This window comes from Acinetobacter sp. YH12072 (assembly GCF_013419565.1).
GTDB lineage: Bacteria > Pseudomonadota > Gammaproteobacteria > Pseudomonadales > Moraxellaceae > Acinetobacter.
Genome location: NZ_VOZV01000002.1, coordinates 110,240 through 125,088 on the forward strand (window position 1 = coordinate 110,240; position 14,849 = coordinate 125,088).

The window sequence follows — 14,849 nt, forward strand, 5'->3', positions numbered from 1 at the left end:
GCCTAAAAACTGCAGCAAGTTGCTACACTACATATATGTAATTTGAAAGATGAGTAATTGATATGGCTTCAACTGACTGGTTATCCCAAGGCACACTGGTACTGGCAAGTAATAATAAAGGCAAGATTGCAGAATTTGAAAAGATGTTTGCAGAACTCAAACTTCCAGTTGAAGTTATTCCTCAAGGTAAGCTGAATATTGAAGACGCAATTGAAGATGGTTTGAGCTTTGTTGAAAATGCCATTATCAAGGCACGTCATGCCTCACGTATTTCTGGCAAACCTGCGATTGCTGATGATTCAGGGATTTGTGTACCAGTTCTGGACGGTGCACCTGGAATTTACTCTGCACGTTATGCGGGTGAACATGGTGATGATGCAGCGAACAACGAAAAATTACTGGCCGACCTGAAACCACTGCGTAAAGACGGTGAACCGATTGAAGGCATGTTTGTGTGTGTACTGGCCTTAGTTCAACATGCCGAAGACCCATTACCACAAATCTTCCAGGGCATCTGGAAAGGTGAGATCTTGGAAGCAGCCCGTGGTGAAAATGGCTTTGGCTATGATCCGCTGTTCTGGTTACCTGAACTGGGTATTGCGAGTGCGGAAATGAGCAAGGAAGAAAAAAATAAAATCAGCCATCGTGGTCAGGCGATGAAACTGTTTAAGGCGAGTTTGGAAAAATAAATCTAATTCCTAAAGGAGTCCTCCCTCCTTTTAGGAGGGAGTTAGAGGGAGGCCATTTCCTCACCCTTGGGGAGAAGGAGCCCCTCCCTTTTTCAAAGGGAGGTTGGGAGGGATTTAAATAGTAAATTACCTCTCCCTAACCCTCTCCTACAAGGAGAGGGAACTTTCATAACGTTGGCACCACCGCATGTACCACCATCCCATACACCCCAATCAAAATTGCACTCGCAATCGTTCCTGAGGCAATATATTTCGCTGAATAACCTGTGCCCTGATAATGGGTTTCCAGTGCCACAATATTGGCTGCTGGCGGTAATAAAAAGAACATCAGCATGACGGCATACGTTAGAGTAAACTGTGGAATCGGCAAATAAAAATAAGCTGCACCACACAGTAACACCGCAAACAATCCCCGACTAAAAATTAGTTGTAGACTGCGCATTAAATCGAAGCGGCTGATCCGTACATTGCTTAGCCACATTCCTAGCACACACATGCCACTAAAAGTCACCAGCACTTTATTGGCTTGATACAGCATCTCTACCCAAGCCACTTGTTGCCAGTGACTCAAATCCCAAAATGACAATAAAGCTGCCATCGACAAAGCCACCACTGGCGGTGAGAGCAACACATTTTTTAAAATATAACGCGCGTCTTGTCTGGCTTCACTGACTGCCATGACTGCACAGACATTGCCAAACAAAGAACCACCAATGTACAGCGCCACCACGGTACTGGTCGCTTGTGGACCAAAAACGGCCAAGGCAAAAGGAATCCCCAGCCATGCACCATTTAAATAGCTCAGACATAAGGCACGCAGTTTATTTTTAAGGATGCAATAAAATACGGCAAAAAACAGGCAGGAACAAAAGAAGCTAAAGCTGATCAGCCACAAACTGCCTTCCTGGTAGAACACCATGTTGTAAATAATCAGCACCGGAATCAGGACCCGGGCCAGTAAAGCCGCCAAGAAAGGCCGAATCGGTTTTAAATATTGCACGCCCCAATAACCGGTCAGAAAAGACAGGAGCGGAAGAATCAAGGCCATGACAGTACTGCTGGGATTTCTATATCAGGCCATATGCTAGCACAGCATGGTTTTAATCGAATCGTAGATTTTTTGATATGAGCTATTCATCGCACTGATGCTGTGTCGGCAAACTGTCATTAAAGCGTCACTGCATTGTCATACAAGCCTGCTGAGATAGGTGCATGAAATATGGAGGATAAAATAATGGCAGGATTATCAATTTGGCATGTGCTGATTTTTGCAATTGTGGTGATTTTATTGTTTGGCACATCGAAACTGAAAAATCTGGGTAAAGATGTTGGCGGCGCAATTAAAGACTTTAAAAAATCGGTCAAAGATGAAGAAGCTGAACAGGCCAAGTTAGCAGAGCCACGCATCATCGAGGCACAAGTCAAAACCCCTGAAACCTCGATCAAGAGTTAAGAGTTCGCTATGCTCAATATCGGAATGACCGAGCTGCTGATTTTCGGGATTATTGCGCTTTTAGTCCTTGGGCCAGAGAAACTTCCTGAGGCAGTACGTTTTGTCGGAACATGGTACGGCAAGATCAAGCGTATGGTGAGCAATGTTCAGAATGATCTTGATCGTGAATTACGTCTGTCTGAGCTACGCGAACAAATGCAGGCTGAAATGCAGCGGATTCAGCAACTCGAAGCCAAGATGCAGGCACAAATGGCAGATTTACAGCAGCCGATCGCAACTGAGAAATCAAAAGCAAAGCCTCAGCCTGTTCAGGTATCGGTCAGCTATCAGCCGATCGTAGAGCCTGTATCCCCTGTGTATCTACCTAAACCGGCAATAACACAAGCTGCGATTTCCGAACAACGCTATACAGAAATGAAGGTGGCTGTATGACATCCTTACCGACCACACCAGCCTCAAATGATGCTGCAGTGGTAAATCTTGAAGAGATGCCAATTACCCAGCATTTGGTGGTATTAAGAAAGCATCTGTTTAAAGTAGTTGCTGTCCTGATTGGCCTGTTTTTCTGTTTATTACCCTTTGCCAATCAGACTTACCAGTGGCTGTCTGAACCGCTGCGTGCACAGCTACCCGCAAGCTCGACCATGATTGCCACTGATGTGACGGCAACCTTCATGGCACCGTTTAAGCTGAACTTTTTTGTGGCACTGATGATCGCGATGCCGTTCATCTTGTACCAGCTCTGGACCTTTATTAAGCCGGCGCTGTATGCCAAAGAAAAGAGTCTGGCTTTACCACTTCTGATCGGCAGTATCGTGCTGTTTTATACTGGCATCAGCTTTGCATACTTTGTAACATTGCCCTCGATTCTGCATTTTTTTATCAGTGTTTCGCCTGAAACCGTAGCCCCAATGACCGACATCAACAGTTATCTCAGCTTCTGTTTAAAGCTGTTTCTGGTCTTTGGTTTTACCTTTGAAATCCCGATTATTACCTTGGTTCTGATCTTGATTGGAGTGGTTTCAACCCAGACGCTGGTCGAAAAACGCCGCTTTATTATCGTTGGCTGTTTCTTTGTAGCTATGTTCGTGACTCCACCCGATGCCTTGTCGATGATCATGTTGGCCATCCCCATGTGGTTACTGTTTGAACTGGGTTTACTGGCAGGAAAACTGATCGAAAAACGCCGTTTAACCGATCAACAATAACAAGAACCCAAAAACAAAAAGAATGTATTTCACTCAGGCAGCCTTGGCTGTCTTTTTGTTTACATTTACACCAATATATTGATTTATTTAATTTTATTGAAATATAGACTTAACCATTTTGTCATACTTTAGGTCTAATTTATTTCTGACTTAATGAAAAGCAAGCCTTTCACCAGGATCAGAAAAAATGACAGATTATTTAGATTTTAATGATGATTATGACAGCAACAATTCGGGGAATGCAGAGTTCACTCAACTTTTGCAAAAAAATATTAACCGCCGTGAATTGATCAAAAAAACAGCTGGTGGTGCAGTTGCCTTAACTTTAGCAGCTTCTTTAACCGGTTGTAGTGATGACGATGATGAACCAAATAACTCAGACAATCCTACTCCACCATCAACTGAACCAGATTTAACAGCGAAACCAAGCTCGCTAAAATTTAAGGCAGTCGAGAAAAATACTTTAGAACAATTTTCGGTGCCTGAAGGCTACGATTTCAAAATCTTGCACGCTGTAGGCGATCCTCTGAATTCAAGCCTGCCAGTTTGGGATGAAAACAATATTCCAAGTGGTATTTCATATGAGCGTCGTGTTGGTGATAACCATGACGGCATGACCTTTTTCGGTATGAATGCCGCTAAGCAAAATTATGATGCAACAGTATCTGATCAAGGTCTGTTGGTCATGAACCATGAATATTTGCAACGTGGTGATCTACACCCTCGCGGCAATGCTTTTGATCCAAAAGATATTACTGAAGATGAAGCGCTTCGTGAAATATACGCGCATGGTGTTTCAATTGTTCATTTGAAAAAAGACCCAGTCACTCAAGCTGTTAGTGTGAATCTGGACTCACCATTTAACCGTCGTATTACTGCAGCAAGTGAAATCGAATTTAGAGGCCCTGTAAAAAACCATGCCTTGGTACAGACAGCATTTAGCCCAACTGGCTTGATCACACGCGGTACGATTAATAATTGTGGTAATGGTTATACTCCGTGGGGTACTTACCTCACCACTGAAGAAAATTTTAATCAGTACATCGCGCGTCAAACAGAAGATGATGCTGGGGATGTACGTGACGCCATGACTGAACATGCCATCTCTCGCTATAAAGTGAGCAATAAGGCAAGTGGTTATAACTGGCAGAGTATTACAACTCCAACACTTTCATCTGTAGATATGTTCAGCCGTTGGAACACTGCTGCTTTAGCGAACACAGCTCAAGAAGATTATCGAAATACAATCAATACCTTTGGCTGGATCGTGGAAATTGATCCATTCGATAACCGCAGTCGCCCAGTAAAACGTACCGCATTGGGTCGTTTTGCGCATGAAGATTGCCGTGTTAGCCGTGCGATTGAAGGTAAGCCACTTGCATTCTATATGGGTGATGACTCTCAGGGTGAATACATCTATAAGTTTGTATCAGCAACCAATTGGAATCCAAGTGATATCAATGGTGGCTATGCAGCTGGTGATAAATACATGGACCACGGTAAGTTCTATGTCGCCAAGTTTGATTTTAATGAAGCTACGGGTGAAGCGCGTGGTGAATGGCTTGAACTGTCCATGAATAACCCGAAAATTACTAGTTATGAAAAGTATCAGTTTAAAGATCAGGCCGATATCTTGGTACATGCACGTCTAGCTGCCGATGCAGCGGGCGCGACCAAAATGGACCGTCCAGAATGGGTTGCCGTAAATCCTGAAAATGGTGAAGTTTATGTAACTTTAACCAATAACTCGCAACGCGGTACCGGCCATGCCATTGATGCAGCCAACCCACGTCAGTACTCGGACGATGATGATACGACTAATCGCTTGCGCGGTAACATCAACGGCCATATCATCCGCTTCCGTGAAGATCAGGATGATGTCAGCTCGACTGGCTTCACTTGGGATATTTTCCTGTTTGGTGCAGAAGCAGATTCGATTCCTGGGGTTAACCTGTCAGGCTTGACCGATGACAATGACTTCTCTAGTCCAGATGGCATGTGGTTCGATCCACGTGGCGTACTGTGGATTCAAACCGATGATGGTGCTTATACAGATACCACGAACTGTATGATGCTGGCTGCTTTACCAGGTCAAATTGGTGATGGTAGTGTAGCTACAGCTACTGCAGGTGCCGGTACTCAGAAAACACCACTTGGCACTCAACTAGATGACTCCAAGTTACGTCGTTTCTTGGTCGGTCCAGCAGATTGTGAAATTACGGGTGTGACCATGACACCAGACTACAAAGCAATTTTTGTGAATGTTCAGCATCCGGGTGGTACTTGGCCATCAAACCAGCCTGCAAATTTAATCAGTACAGGCAAAGGCTCTCGCCCTCGTTCGGCTACAGTGGTTATTACCCGTAAAGATGGGGGAATCATTGCAGGTGAAGCCTTAGAAACGACTCAAGCTTAATTCTCAAGCAACTTCAAAACAAGGCTGACCTATGTCAGCCTTGTTTTTTGTCCAATGGAATAATTTTTTCAATCACCTGTCCTACATTTTCACCCTGCTGTGATTTTTCTAGCCAGCACCATTTATCATTGGTCATTCTCAAAAAATTAGAACAGCGGGTGCCATAGGCTGGGCTTTGAATAAATGTCGAAGACAGCAGATGTTCCATTTCCACCGAAATCCCTGTTTCAGGTAACAGTTCAGGAATCACTTTACGTTCATCTTCCAGAATATCCCACACGGCATAAGACAGATCAGCTTCCGAAACTGCCTGTTGTTGCAGCATCGGTAAAAATTCCTGAGTAAAGCGCTTGCGCAAATGCCTGGTCTTTTGCCAGTCTTCGCTCATTAGGCCATTTGAGACTACATATACCCCATGTGCCAGTACTTGTGGCGCCTCACCACGATTACTCATATAGACGGCTTGATCACGATCACCGACAAACAGGTTAAAGCCCGCATAATCACATTGACGTTTTTCCAACTCTTGAGCAAACCGGATAGGTTTCAATTCAGATTCCAGAAAATGCTGAATGATATGTCCACGTGAAGTTGGGTAGTTATTCTTGTCATTACCATCCCTGAAATTGGTAATCACTGCCCATCGTCCTGAAGCAGTTATACCCATCCAGGTACCACCAGACTGCAGATCCTGCCCGGCAATAATCGGACTGTTCTCCCATTCATATAATGCCTGTGTTGGACGTTGATAGAACTCATCACGATTTGAAATCAGACATAAAGGCGTTTCATCCAGAACTCGCCAAGCCAGTGCCACAATACACATAATTGATGCTCTCGATCTTTACACATTGAATGTACAACAATTTTCTTCGCTTTCAGCTAAAATCTGTGCAAAACAGAATCACAAGGAACAGGAATGCTCACCTATCCAAACATAGATCCCGTTGCAATTTCGCTCGGGCCTTTGCAAGTCCACTGGTATGGACTGATGTATCTCTTGGCTTTTTTATTTGCCTGGGGACTGGCGACTTATCGCGCTAAACAACGCGGCTGGACACCAGATATGGTCTCGGATCTGATTTTCTTTGGGGCTTTGGGTGTGATCATCGGCGGCCGGGTCGGTTACGTTTTATTCTACGGTTTTTCTCAGTTTTTGGAAAATCCACTCTGGCTGTTCCAGATCTGGACCGGTGGGATGAGTTTCCACGGCGGCTTCCTCGGCGTAATCCTGGCCATGTTGTGGTGGTGCAAGAAATATAAGATGGCCTGGTTCCAGACACTGGACTTTATTGCGCCCTGCGTTCCGACAGGCCTGATGTTTGGCCGAATTGGTAACTTTATTGGTGGTGAACTCTATGGTCGTCAAGTCACTGATCCAAATTTTGCCTTGGGCATGATTTTCCCAACCGATCCGCTGCAGCTGGTACGTCATCCCTCACAACTGTATCAGGCGCTCTGTGAAGGCTTGATTCTGTTTATCGTACTGTGGTGGTTTAGTAGCAAGCCACGTCCACGTATGGCAGTTTCTGCGGTATTCCTGACCGGCTATGGTCTAGCCCGTTTTATCGTCGAGTTCTTCCGTGAACCGGATAATGGTCAGCTATTTATTGGTTGGATGAGTAAAGGACAATTCCTGAGCCTGCCAATGATCCTGATTGGTCTGTGGATGTTGTGGTACGCTTATCAGAAGAAAATTTATGACTGGGGTCCACAGAAAAATAACGGATAATTTTCCTAAATATTGCGAGGCCTCTGCCTCGCTTTTTTATATTTAAAATATGCTAAAGTGCTTTTTATCTTTTCTGTTCATACATCATCATGCTTGAGTTCTGGTTCAATCCGCAGGTGTCGCTCCTGAAAAAACTGCTGTTCTTTGTTGTGATTGCTGCAATTGCCGTAGGTCTGTACTGGATGGAACCTTTGCCTTTAGATGCCATCCTGATGTTTGCTGGTACTGGAATTATTTTCCTGATTTGTCGTTACTGCAAAATTCATTTCGCAGCAAAAAATCCGACTGGTCTGTTCTATCGTGTCCTGACCTGGATTCCGATTGCCTTATTAATCAGCCTGATTTTTATGAACATGAAACAGGGTGAAATCTTGCTGCCAGGCGCTCAGGGAATTGCCTTTATGGCTTTGGCGATCTGCCTGTTTTCGCCCCTGTCTTTGCTTAATCAGAACAAGTCGGATTCAGGTTCCCCACATGCTTGAGTTCTGGTACTCCGAACGCTGCAACCGTCAGCTCAAGCTCATCATTATTATTGCGGTATGTATCGTAATTTACATAGCATCGACTGTAACGAAACTGGGTTCGATATTTGTTGGAATCAGTCTGGCGATTGGAATGCTGATGCACGTCTTGCGTGAATTCAGATTAAAGCTTGCTCCTAAAAATCCTTATGCCGAAGGTTTTCGTGCTTTAACAACAGCGATTCCGATTGTGGTAGTAATTAGCCTGATCGGTTATTTACCTAAAACGGGTGAGATCTGGGAAACTATAGCGCTAGGTCTACAATGCTTGGGTTTTGTGGCGATTGGACTGTTTATCTTGTCGATTTATAATAAACGTGCGAAACGCTTCGAAGATTGAACCATTTCGCGACTTTCATTTTTAAGTTCTGAAATTTTCAGCGTCTGATTTAAAGATATGAATCTAGACGGTAATACGTATATTTCACATCGGAATTACGATAGACCGCATAGCCATTCTGTTTAAAATCAGAAACCCAGGCCGAACCAGAATATGCTGCAATATGACCATACTGATGCTGTGAAGTCCGGTCGATAATGTAGATATCACCTTTTTTCGGACGGTCAAAAGACAGGTTGATTTTTCGATAGCCTAATTGCTGGAGGGTATTGCCCCAGTCAGCTGCGGCAACAGGATGATTCACAATTTTTGCGCCTGAAGACTGCAAACCGACGCGAATACTGCGTGCACATTTCTGTGTACTAGTACTGCGGGTAATGCCTTGCAGGTAGCTGGTGAATTTTTCAATATCGAAACGCTGGCCGTTCATTGCACCGAAAGTCTTGCGAGATTCAGAGCTTTTGTTACGAGCTGACACAGAGGTATAGCGCTGAGGCTGACGTTTGGAATTTTGTCCCGATTGGGAACGAATTATGACGTTCGCTTGAACAGGAGCATGCACTTCGCTCATATTCACTTGATGATCATAAATCATATTGGACCAAGTACTCCTCGCCTGTAAGTTTGGCTTTCAAATCTTCAACACGCGGTGAATACTAGACGGTTAAATGTTACTTTTCACGTTAAAAATGTAAATATATTTTTCCGCATTTGTTTAATTTTACTTAACTTGTTATTTCTTTTAGATTTATAAAATTTACAATTTTCACAAAAAAGTTATAAATTCACTACTTTTCAAATTAATTGGCAGTTCTGCTCAGACTATTTCTAAATCAATATTTGAGCGCCTTTCTGACTAAATCTGTAATTTTACTCACGATAATAAAGTCAACATTTCACTACAGGATTACATCATTCCGGCTAACAACTCTCGTATTAGACTGATTTAGTAAATTTAAATTGAGATGATGAGGAAGAAAAATATGAGTCATGATGTAAAGACTATTTCAAATTTCAATTTAGAACAATATTTAGGGATCTGGTACGAAATTGCCCGTCTGCCTATGAAACACCAACCTGAAGACAGTACTGATATTTCCGCAGCCTACAGCCTGAATGAAAATGGCACAGTCCGCGTCCAGAACCGTTGTCTGGATGGTGCGGGCAAACTGGATGAATCTATTGGGGAAGCCACCATTGTGGATGCTGAGCATGGGAAACTGGAGGTCAGTTTCTTGCCTGAAGGTTTGCGCTGGGTACCTTTTACCAAAGGGGATTACTGGATTCTCAAACTGGATGACAATTATGAAACTGCATTGGTTGGTGAGCCAAACATGAAATATCTATGGCTCCTGCATCGTAAGCCGACACTGGATGAAGCAACCAAACAGGAATATCTGGCCTATGCTAAATCTCTGGGTTATGACCTGTCTGATCTGATCCATACGGTACATACCGGTAAGCCAACAGCTTAAAAAAGATGATAAAAAAGCATCCATCATGGATGCTTTTTTATGCCCTTTTCTCTTATGTTTAATCATTTTCACTGCTATGCGGAAGTGCTCAAAAAAATGTTATGATGAGCGCAATTTTAAATTGCCCAATTCAAAGAAAAGCAATTTGCAACAGATTTTAAGAGAGACCTATGCGCCAATATCTTGACCTTTTACAACATATCCTCGACAACGGCGGCGATAAAGGCGACCGTACCGGCACAGGTACACGCTCGGTATTTGGTCATCAGATGCGCTTTGATCTTTCCAAGGGCTTCCCTTTACTCACCACTAAAAAAGTTCATTTCCGTTCGATCGTGATTGAACTGCTGTGGTTCCTGAAAGGCGATACCCATGTAAAGTATCTTCAGGATAATAAAGTGACCATCTGGGATGAATGGGCAACTGCGGAACAGACCGCGCGTTTTGGTCGTCCAGAAGGTGAACTCGGTCCAGTCTACGGCCATCAGTGGCGTAATTTTGGTGCTACTCAAAATACGGATGGCAGCTACAATCAGGATGGTTTTGACCAGATCAAATGGCTGATCAATGAGATCAAGACCAATCCTAATTCACGCCGTCTGATTGTGTCTGGCTGGAATCCAAATGAAGCGAGTCAGGTGGCTTTACCGCCTTGCCATACCCTGTTCCAGTTCTTTGTACATAATGGCAAATTGTCTTGCCAGCTTTATCAACGCAGTGCTGACGTTTTCCTTGGCGTTCCATTTAATATAGCCAGCTATGCCCTATTGACTCATATGATTGCACAGGTGTGTGATCTGGATGTCGGTGATTTTGTCTGGACGGGCGGTGATACGCATTTATATGCCAATCATTTTGAACAGGCCAAACTTCAACTCAGTCGTGAGCCTTTAGGCCTGTGCCAGTTGAAACTGAATCCTGAAGTTAAAGACCTGTTTGATTTCAAATTCGAAGATATTGAAATTGTCGGTTATGAATCACATCCAGGAATTAAAGCACCAGTTGCAGTTTAATTCTGGTTAAGCCCCGGAAAATATTCAAATCCCACTTTGCTTAAAGTGGGATTTTGCATTTTAATAGCAATAATTTTTATCTGTTTTTGAGTATGGGTATGGCATTTCAGGATTTAGAAGTCGTTCATGTCGTGGCAATGGATCAGCAGCGCTGTATTGGTAAAGACAATGATCTGCCTTGGCATATCTCAGCAGATCTCAAGCACTTTAAGGAAATTACCCAGGGTGGCGTGATTGTCATGGGCCGTAAAACGCTTGAGTCGATGGGCCGTGCGCTGCCTAAACGTGTGAACTGGGTGATTACCCGCGATCCTGACTGGTCTTTTGAAGGCGTCAAAGTCGCGCATACGATTGAAGATGCCCTGACTCAAGCCGTGGCCGATGTGCAGACTTCAGAAAAACCGAATGCTATTTTTATTATTGGCGGTGGTGAAATCTTTAAACAGACTCTGGAGATCGCTGATCGTCTGGAACTGACCCATGTTGAACTGGATGTGCAAGGTCACGCCTACTATCCGGAAATTCCGGCCCAGTTCAAAAAAGTTGCATCAGAACAACATATCGATGACAAAACCGGTATTGCATTTGAGTTCGCAACATACAGAAAATAAAGCCTATTTTCTATAAAAGATTGAACATGCAAGGACAAGACCATTCAGAAAAGCATTGGAGCCTGTGGTTATTAGGGAGTCTGTTTAGTGTATTTGTCCTGTGTTCAAGTCTTTGGCTGAGCCTGATGCTCTGGGTGCAACAACCCTTGGGTAAAATTGGCAGCATCATTCTGATCGGTCTCTGGCTTCTATTTGCCTGTGTGGTCTTGGGCATTTATTTCACCAAGCATCTGATTTCCCGCCAGGTGGATACAGTGCTTTATTTGCTGGCCTTTCTGGTCAGCTTACTGGCTTATTTAAGCATAGAACCTCGTCAGGATCGTGACTGGAATCCTGAAGTTTCCCGACTGCTCTCCTATGAGCAGCAAGGCAATCAAGTCACCTTGCACAATATCCGTAATTTTGACTGGCAAGCAGAGGGGCAATATACCGAACGGTGGGAAAGCCGGAGTTTTGATCTGAATGAAATTACCGGAGTAAACATTATTACCTCTTACTGGATGGGACCTAAAATTGCCCATACGCTGGTCAGTTTTGATTTTGCCAATCAGAAACCGCTCGCCTTCTCGATCGAAATTCGCAAAGAAAAGGATGAGAAATTTTCTGCTATTGGTGGCTTCTTCCGAAAATATGAACTGAGTTTGGTCGCCTCAGATGAGAAAGATATTGTATATACGCGTAGCAATATTCGTGGTGAGCAGGTTTACTTTTTTCCGGTCAAAATGCCGCAAGCAGAAGCTCAGGCCCTATTTAAAGAATATCTGCGTAAGGCTGATGAACTGGCCAAAGAACCTAAATGGTATAACACCTTGAGCAGTAACTGCACGACGCTGGTCTTTGATATGGCTCAGGCAGTATCTCAACAACAGCTTCCTTCAGATTACCGCTTGCTGGCTTCTGGGTATTTACCTGATTATTTATATGATTTAAAAGCGCTAGATCAACGCTGGGATATACAAACCTGGTATCAGCGTGCACACGTTAATCCACGAGTTAGAGATACCGGTCAGATTTCCAGTCAGGAGTATTCACAACGCCTGCGTCAGGGCCTACCTGAGCCGAGTTCCAGATAATTTTCTAAGCTATCCAACTTAAAGAAAGATACAAAATCAACTGGCATATATTGCATTTTTTTGTTTATATACAAATAGCTAACTCAGAATTAGAGTCTCTCTCATGCTAAAAAAATTAACAGCAATCATGATTTTAGGTTCAGTCTTTGCTATATCAGGTTGTGAAACCGTACCGAGTACTTCATCAGTCAAAACTGAAAATAATTTACAGCTCCTGCAAAATCGCACCTGGATTGTGAACCAGATTGGTAATACCGAAATTACTACAACACCGACAACACGCAATATTCCAAGTCTGCAATTCGATGCAGCGACTCAACGCGTGTCTGGCGCAGATGGCTGTAACCGTATAATGGGCAGCTACACTGCCGGCAAAGACACCCTTAACTTAAGCCAGATGGCGAGTACCGAAATGGCTTGTCTGGATAATGCAGGTCTGGATCAGAAATTTAAGGAGGCACTGAGCAAAGTGACTCATTATCAGGTCTATGGTAAAACCCTGAAATTAATGGACCGTCATGGCAATTTACTCATTCAGTTAGAAAGTGCAGTACAGCCTCGCTAAGTTTTGACTACAAAAAACCTGTGTCGTGCAGGCTTTATATCTTTCATACTCATATGAACATTCAATAATCAGCACTCTACAATGATGAGGACTTAACCATGCAACAAGCACTATTTGGTGGTGGATGCTTTTGGTGTACCGAAGCAGTATTTTTACAGCTTCAGGGCGTACAGAAGGTCGTCAGCGGCTATGCGGGTGGACAAAATCCTAATCCGACCTATGAGCAAGTCTGCGGCGGTGATACCAATCATGCCGAAGTGATCCTGATCGATTTCGATGAAAATCAGATTACGTATAGTCAGTTGCTCGAAGTCTTTTTCGCAACCCATGATCCAACGACATTAAACCGTCAGGGCAATGATGTCGGCACGCAGTATCGTTCTGTGATTTATTATTTTAATGATGAGCAGAAAGAAACTGCACAGCTCACAATAGACTCATTGAAAGCTGAAGGATTGAATATTGTGACTGAACTTAGCCCTGCACCGACTTTCTACCCTGCTGAAGAATATCACCAGAATTTCTTTGCCAAGAATCCGAATCAGGGCTACTGTAATTTCGCGATTCCGCCCAAGCTGAACAAATTACAACATAAGTTTATGACGCTGCTTAAAACCCATTAAACTGGTTCTGCTGAATTGAATGCCCTCTTAAATTAAGGCAATAAAAAAGCGACTGATCTCAGTCGCTTTTTTATTGAGAGCAAAAAATTAATTATCGGTTGCAAAGGCAATATCGCTGAGTCCGGCTCCACTCGCGCGTGACATCACTTGAGCAACGGTGTCATAACGTGATTCTTTATCTGCTTTCAATACGATGGTCGGTTGACGCTGTGCCTGGCTCGCCTCATTGAAACGGGTTTCAAGTTGTTCCAAGGTCAGCACATCGCCGTTCCATGCTACATCACCTTTCGCATTGATGCTGATGGTGACATTTTCCGGTGGCAGGTCAATAATTTCTGCAGTGGTTTGCGGCAAGGTTAATGGAATTGATGGGTTCGCAACGGTCGCTGTCACCAGAAAGATGATCATCAATACCAACATAATGTCGATCAGGGGAATGAGATTCATCTCATTCATGCCTGTATCGTTGTCTTCACCCAATTGAAAAGCCATTAAGCTTGACCTCCAACTAAACTGTCTTGTGCTACTTTTGCATCAGCCTTCTTTGCAGAAGAATCCTGTTGCAACATGGTGTCAATCAATAAGCTATGCGCATGGTCTTGCAGTTCATTGCTTAAAGTACGGTTAACACGTACACAGATGTTATATGCAAGTACCGCAGGAATCGCCACAGCCAAACCCAGACCGGTCATGATCAGCGCTTCACCCACTGGAGTGGCTACTTGTGCCAGACCTGCCTGACCACTCTTACCCACGGCAACCAGTGCGTGGAAGATCCCCCATACTGTACCGAACAGACCTACAAAGGGTGAAATTGAAGCGATGGTACCCAAGACAGATACACCTTTTTCTGCATTACCTTTTTCTAATGCGATCTGACGCAATAAAGCCTGCTCAGCTACAGCTTTACGTTGTTCAAATGCCAAAGGAGTCATTTTATTTTTCAATTGCCCTAATGCTTTAGATAATTGAGCATAGGCAATCTGTTTAAGTTGGCGAGTGCCCATCAAACGCAGCACAAAAATGGTCCATGTCGCAATCGACATTGCCAATAACACGAAATACAGTGTTTTACTGACTGCATCAGCGTGTTGCCAATAAACTGAAAAGTTCATATTCGAACTCCTAAT

19 protein-coding genes are annotated in these 14,849 nt (G+C 43.7%); 14 read left to right on the plus strand and 5 right to left on the minus strand.

Annotated elements, in window-relative coordinates; genetic code table 11:
* The first annotated feature begins 62 nt into the window (after positions 1–62).
* Positions 63–689, plus strand: a complete 627-nt coding sequence (rdgB, locus tag FTU19_RS01685; protein ID WP_180129982.1) for an RdgB/HAM1 family non-canonical purine NTP pyrophosphatase — start codon at positions 63–65, stop codon at positions 687–689.
* A 166-nt stretch (positions 690–855) separates the two neighbouring features.
* On the opposite strand, the gene FTU19_RS01690 is transcribed toward rdgB, so the two are convergent.
* Positions 856–1,737 (minus strand): permease, encoded by an 882-nt coding sequence (locus FTU19_RS01690; RefSeq protein ID WP_159123603.1) that lies wholly within the window; start codon positions 1,735–1,737, stop codon positions 856–858.
* Positions 1,738–1,923: 186 nt separating this feature from the next.
* On the opposite strand from FTU19_RS01690, the gene FTU19_RS01695 reads away from it, so the two are divergent.
* The 4 genes from FTU19_RS01695 (at position 1,924) to FTU19_RS01710 (ending at position 5,766) form a co-directional block, all read left to right on the plus strand.
* A complete protein-coding gene (locus FTU19_RS01695; protein WP_159123604.1) occupies positions 1,924–2,142 on the plus strand; it encodes a Sec-independent protein translocase subunit TatA in 219 nt (72 codons plus the stop codon).
* 9 nt (positions 2,143–2,151) lie between these two features.
* Complete coding sequence (tatB, locus tag FTU19_RS01700; protein WP_179992406.1) at positions 2,152–2,574, plus strand: Sec-independent protein translocase protein TatB; 423 nt, start codon at positions 2,152–2,154, stop codon at positions 2,572–2,574.
* Entirely contained in the window at positions 2,571–3,350 is a 780-nt protein-coding gene (tatC, locus tag FTU19_RS01705; protein ID WP_179992407.1) for a twin-arginine translocase subunit TatC, read from the plus strand. Before tatB ends, tatC begins: the two co-directional genes overlap by 4 nt.
* Positions 3,351–3,537: 187 nt before the next feature.
* Positions 3,538–5,766: a PhoX family phosphatase gene (locus tag FTU19_RS01710; RefSeq protein ID WP_159123607.1), complete on the plus strand. Its 2,229-nt coding sequence runs from the start codon at positions 3,538–3,540 to the stop codon at positions 5,764–5,766.
* A gap of 34 nt (positions 5,767–5,800) precedes the next feature.
* On the opposite strand, the gene FTU19_RS01715 is transcribed toward FTU19_RS01710, so the two are convergent.
* Positions 5,801–6,592 carry an NRDE family protein gene (locus tag FTU19_RS01715; RefSeq protein ID WP_180010902.1) on the minus strand — a complete coding sequence of 264 codons (792 nt, stop codon included), beginning with the start codon at positions 6,590–6,592 and terminating at the stop codon, positions 5,801–5,803.
* A 93-nt stretch (positions 6,593–6,685) separates the two neighbouring features.
* On the opposite strand from FTU19_RS01715, the gene lgt reads away from it, so the two are divergent.
* The 3 genes from lgt (at position 6,686) to FTU19_RS01730 (ending at position 8,359) form a co-directional block, all read left to right on the plus strand.
* Positions 6,686–7,498: a prolipoprotein diacylglyceryl transferase gene (lgt, locus tag FTU19_RS01720; protein WP_159123609.1), complete on the plus strand. Its 813-nt coding sequence runs from the start codon at positions 6,686–6,688 to the stop codon at positions 7,496–7,498.
* A gap of 89 nt (positions 7,499–7,587) precedes the next feature.
* Positions 7,588–7,980 carry a hypothetical protein gene (locus FTU19_RS01725; protein WP_159123610.1) on the plus strand — a complete coding sequence of 131 codons (393 nt, stop codon included), beginning with the start codon at positions 7,588–7,590 and terminating at the stop codon, positions 7,978–7,980.
* On the plus strand, positions 7,973–8,359 hold the full coding sequence (locus FTU19_RS01730; RefSeq protein ID WP_179992411.1) for a hypothetical protein: 387 nt from the start codon (positions 7,973–7,975) through the stop codon (positions 8,357–8,359). The genes FTU19_RS01725 and FTU19_RS01730 overlap by 8 nt, the downstream gene beginning before the upstream one ends.
* A 49-nt stretch (positions 8,360–8,408) precedes the next feature.
* Here the strand turns inward: FTU19_RS01730 and FTU19_RS01735 are convergent, their stop codons facing one another.
* Complete coding sequence (locus FTU19_RS01735) at positions 8,409–8,954, minus strand: CHAP domain-containing protein (protein ID WP_179992412.1); 546 nt, start codon at positions 8,952–8,954, stop codon at positions 8,409–8,411.
* Positions 8,955–9,342: 388 nt separating this feature from the next.
* On the opposite strand from FTU19_RS01735, the gene FTU19_RS01740 reads away from it, so the two are divergent.
* The 6 genes from FTU19_RS01740 (at position 9,343) to msrA (ending at position 13,719) form a co-directional block, all read left to right on the plus strand.
* Positions 9,343–9,834: a lipocalin family protein gene (locus tag FTU19_RS01740; protein ID WP_179992413.1), complete on the plus strand. Its 492-nt coding sequence runs from the start codon at positions 9,343–9,345 to the stop codon at positions 9,832–9,834.
* Positions 9,835–10,004: 170 nt separating this feature from the next.
* Positions 10,005–10,847 (plus strand): thymidylate synthase, encoded by an 843-nt coding sequence (gene thyA, locus FTU19_RS01745; RefSeq protein ID WP_180010908.1) that lies wholly within the window; start codon positions 10,005–10,007, stop codon positions 10,845–10,847.
* A gap of 98 nt (positions 10,848–10,945) precedes the next feature.
* Positions 10,946–11,458 carry a trimethoprim-resistant dihydrofolate reductase DfrA40 gene (gene dfrA40 / locus FTU19_RS01750; protein WP_179993111.1) on the plus strand — a complete coding sequence of 171 codons (513 nt, stop codon included), beginning with the start codon at positions 10,946–10,948 and terminating at the stop codon, positions 11,456–11,458.
* A gap of 26 nt (positions 11,459–11,484) precedes the next feature.
* The gene (locus FTU19_RS01755; RefSeq protein WP_180010910.1) at positions 11,485–12,531 is read left to right on the plus strand and encodes a DUF4105 domain-containing protein; all 1,047 of its coding nucleotides are present in this window, start codon (positions 11,485–11,487) and stop codon (positions 12,529–12,531) included.
* Between the two features lie 103 nt (positions 12,532–12,634).
* On the plus strand, positions 12,635–13,096 hold the full coding sequence (locus FTU19_RS01760; protein ID WP_004781908.1) for an META domain-containing protein: 462 nt from the start codon (positions 12,635–12,637) through the stop codon (positions 13,094–13,096).
* A 98-nt stretch (positions 13,097–13,194) separates the two neighbouring features.
* Positions 13,195–13,719: a peptide-methionine (S)-S-oxide reductase MsrA gene (msrA, locus tag FTU19_RS01765; RefSeq protein ID WP_004781907.1), complete on the plus strand. Its 525-nt coding sequence runs from the start codon at positions 13,195–13,197 to the stop codon at positions 13,717–13,719.
* 87 nt (positions 13,720–13,806) lie between these two features.
* Here the strand turns inward: msrA and FTU19_RS01770 are convergent, their stop codons facing one another.
* Both FTU19_RS01770 and FTU19_RS01775 read right to left on the minus strand, forming a co-directional pair.
* Positions 13,807–14,211, minus strand: a complete 405-nt coding sequence (locus FTU19_RS01770; RefSeq protein ID WP_159123616.1) for a biopolymer transporter ExbD — start codon at positions 14,209–14,211, stop codon at positions 13,807–13,809.
* Positions 14,211–14,834 carry a MotA/TolQ/ExbB proton channel family protein gene (locus FTU19_RS01775; RefSeq protein ID WP_004781903.1) on the minus strand — a complete coding sequence of 208 codons (624 nt, stop codon included), beginning with the start codon at positions 14,832–14,834 and terminating at the stop codon, positions 14,211–14,213. The genes FTU19_RS01770 and FTU19_RS01775 overlap by 1 nt, the downstream gene beginning before the upstream one ends.
* Positions 14,835–14,849 lie beyond the last annotated feature (15 nt).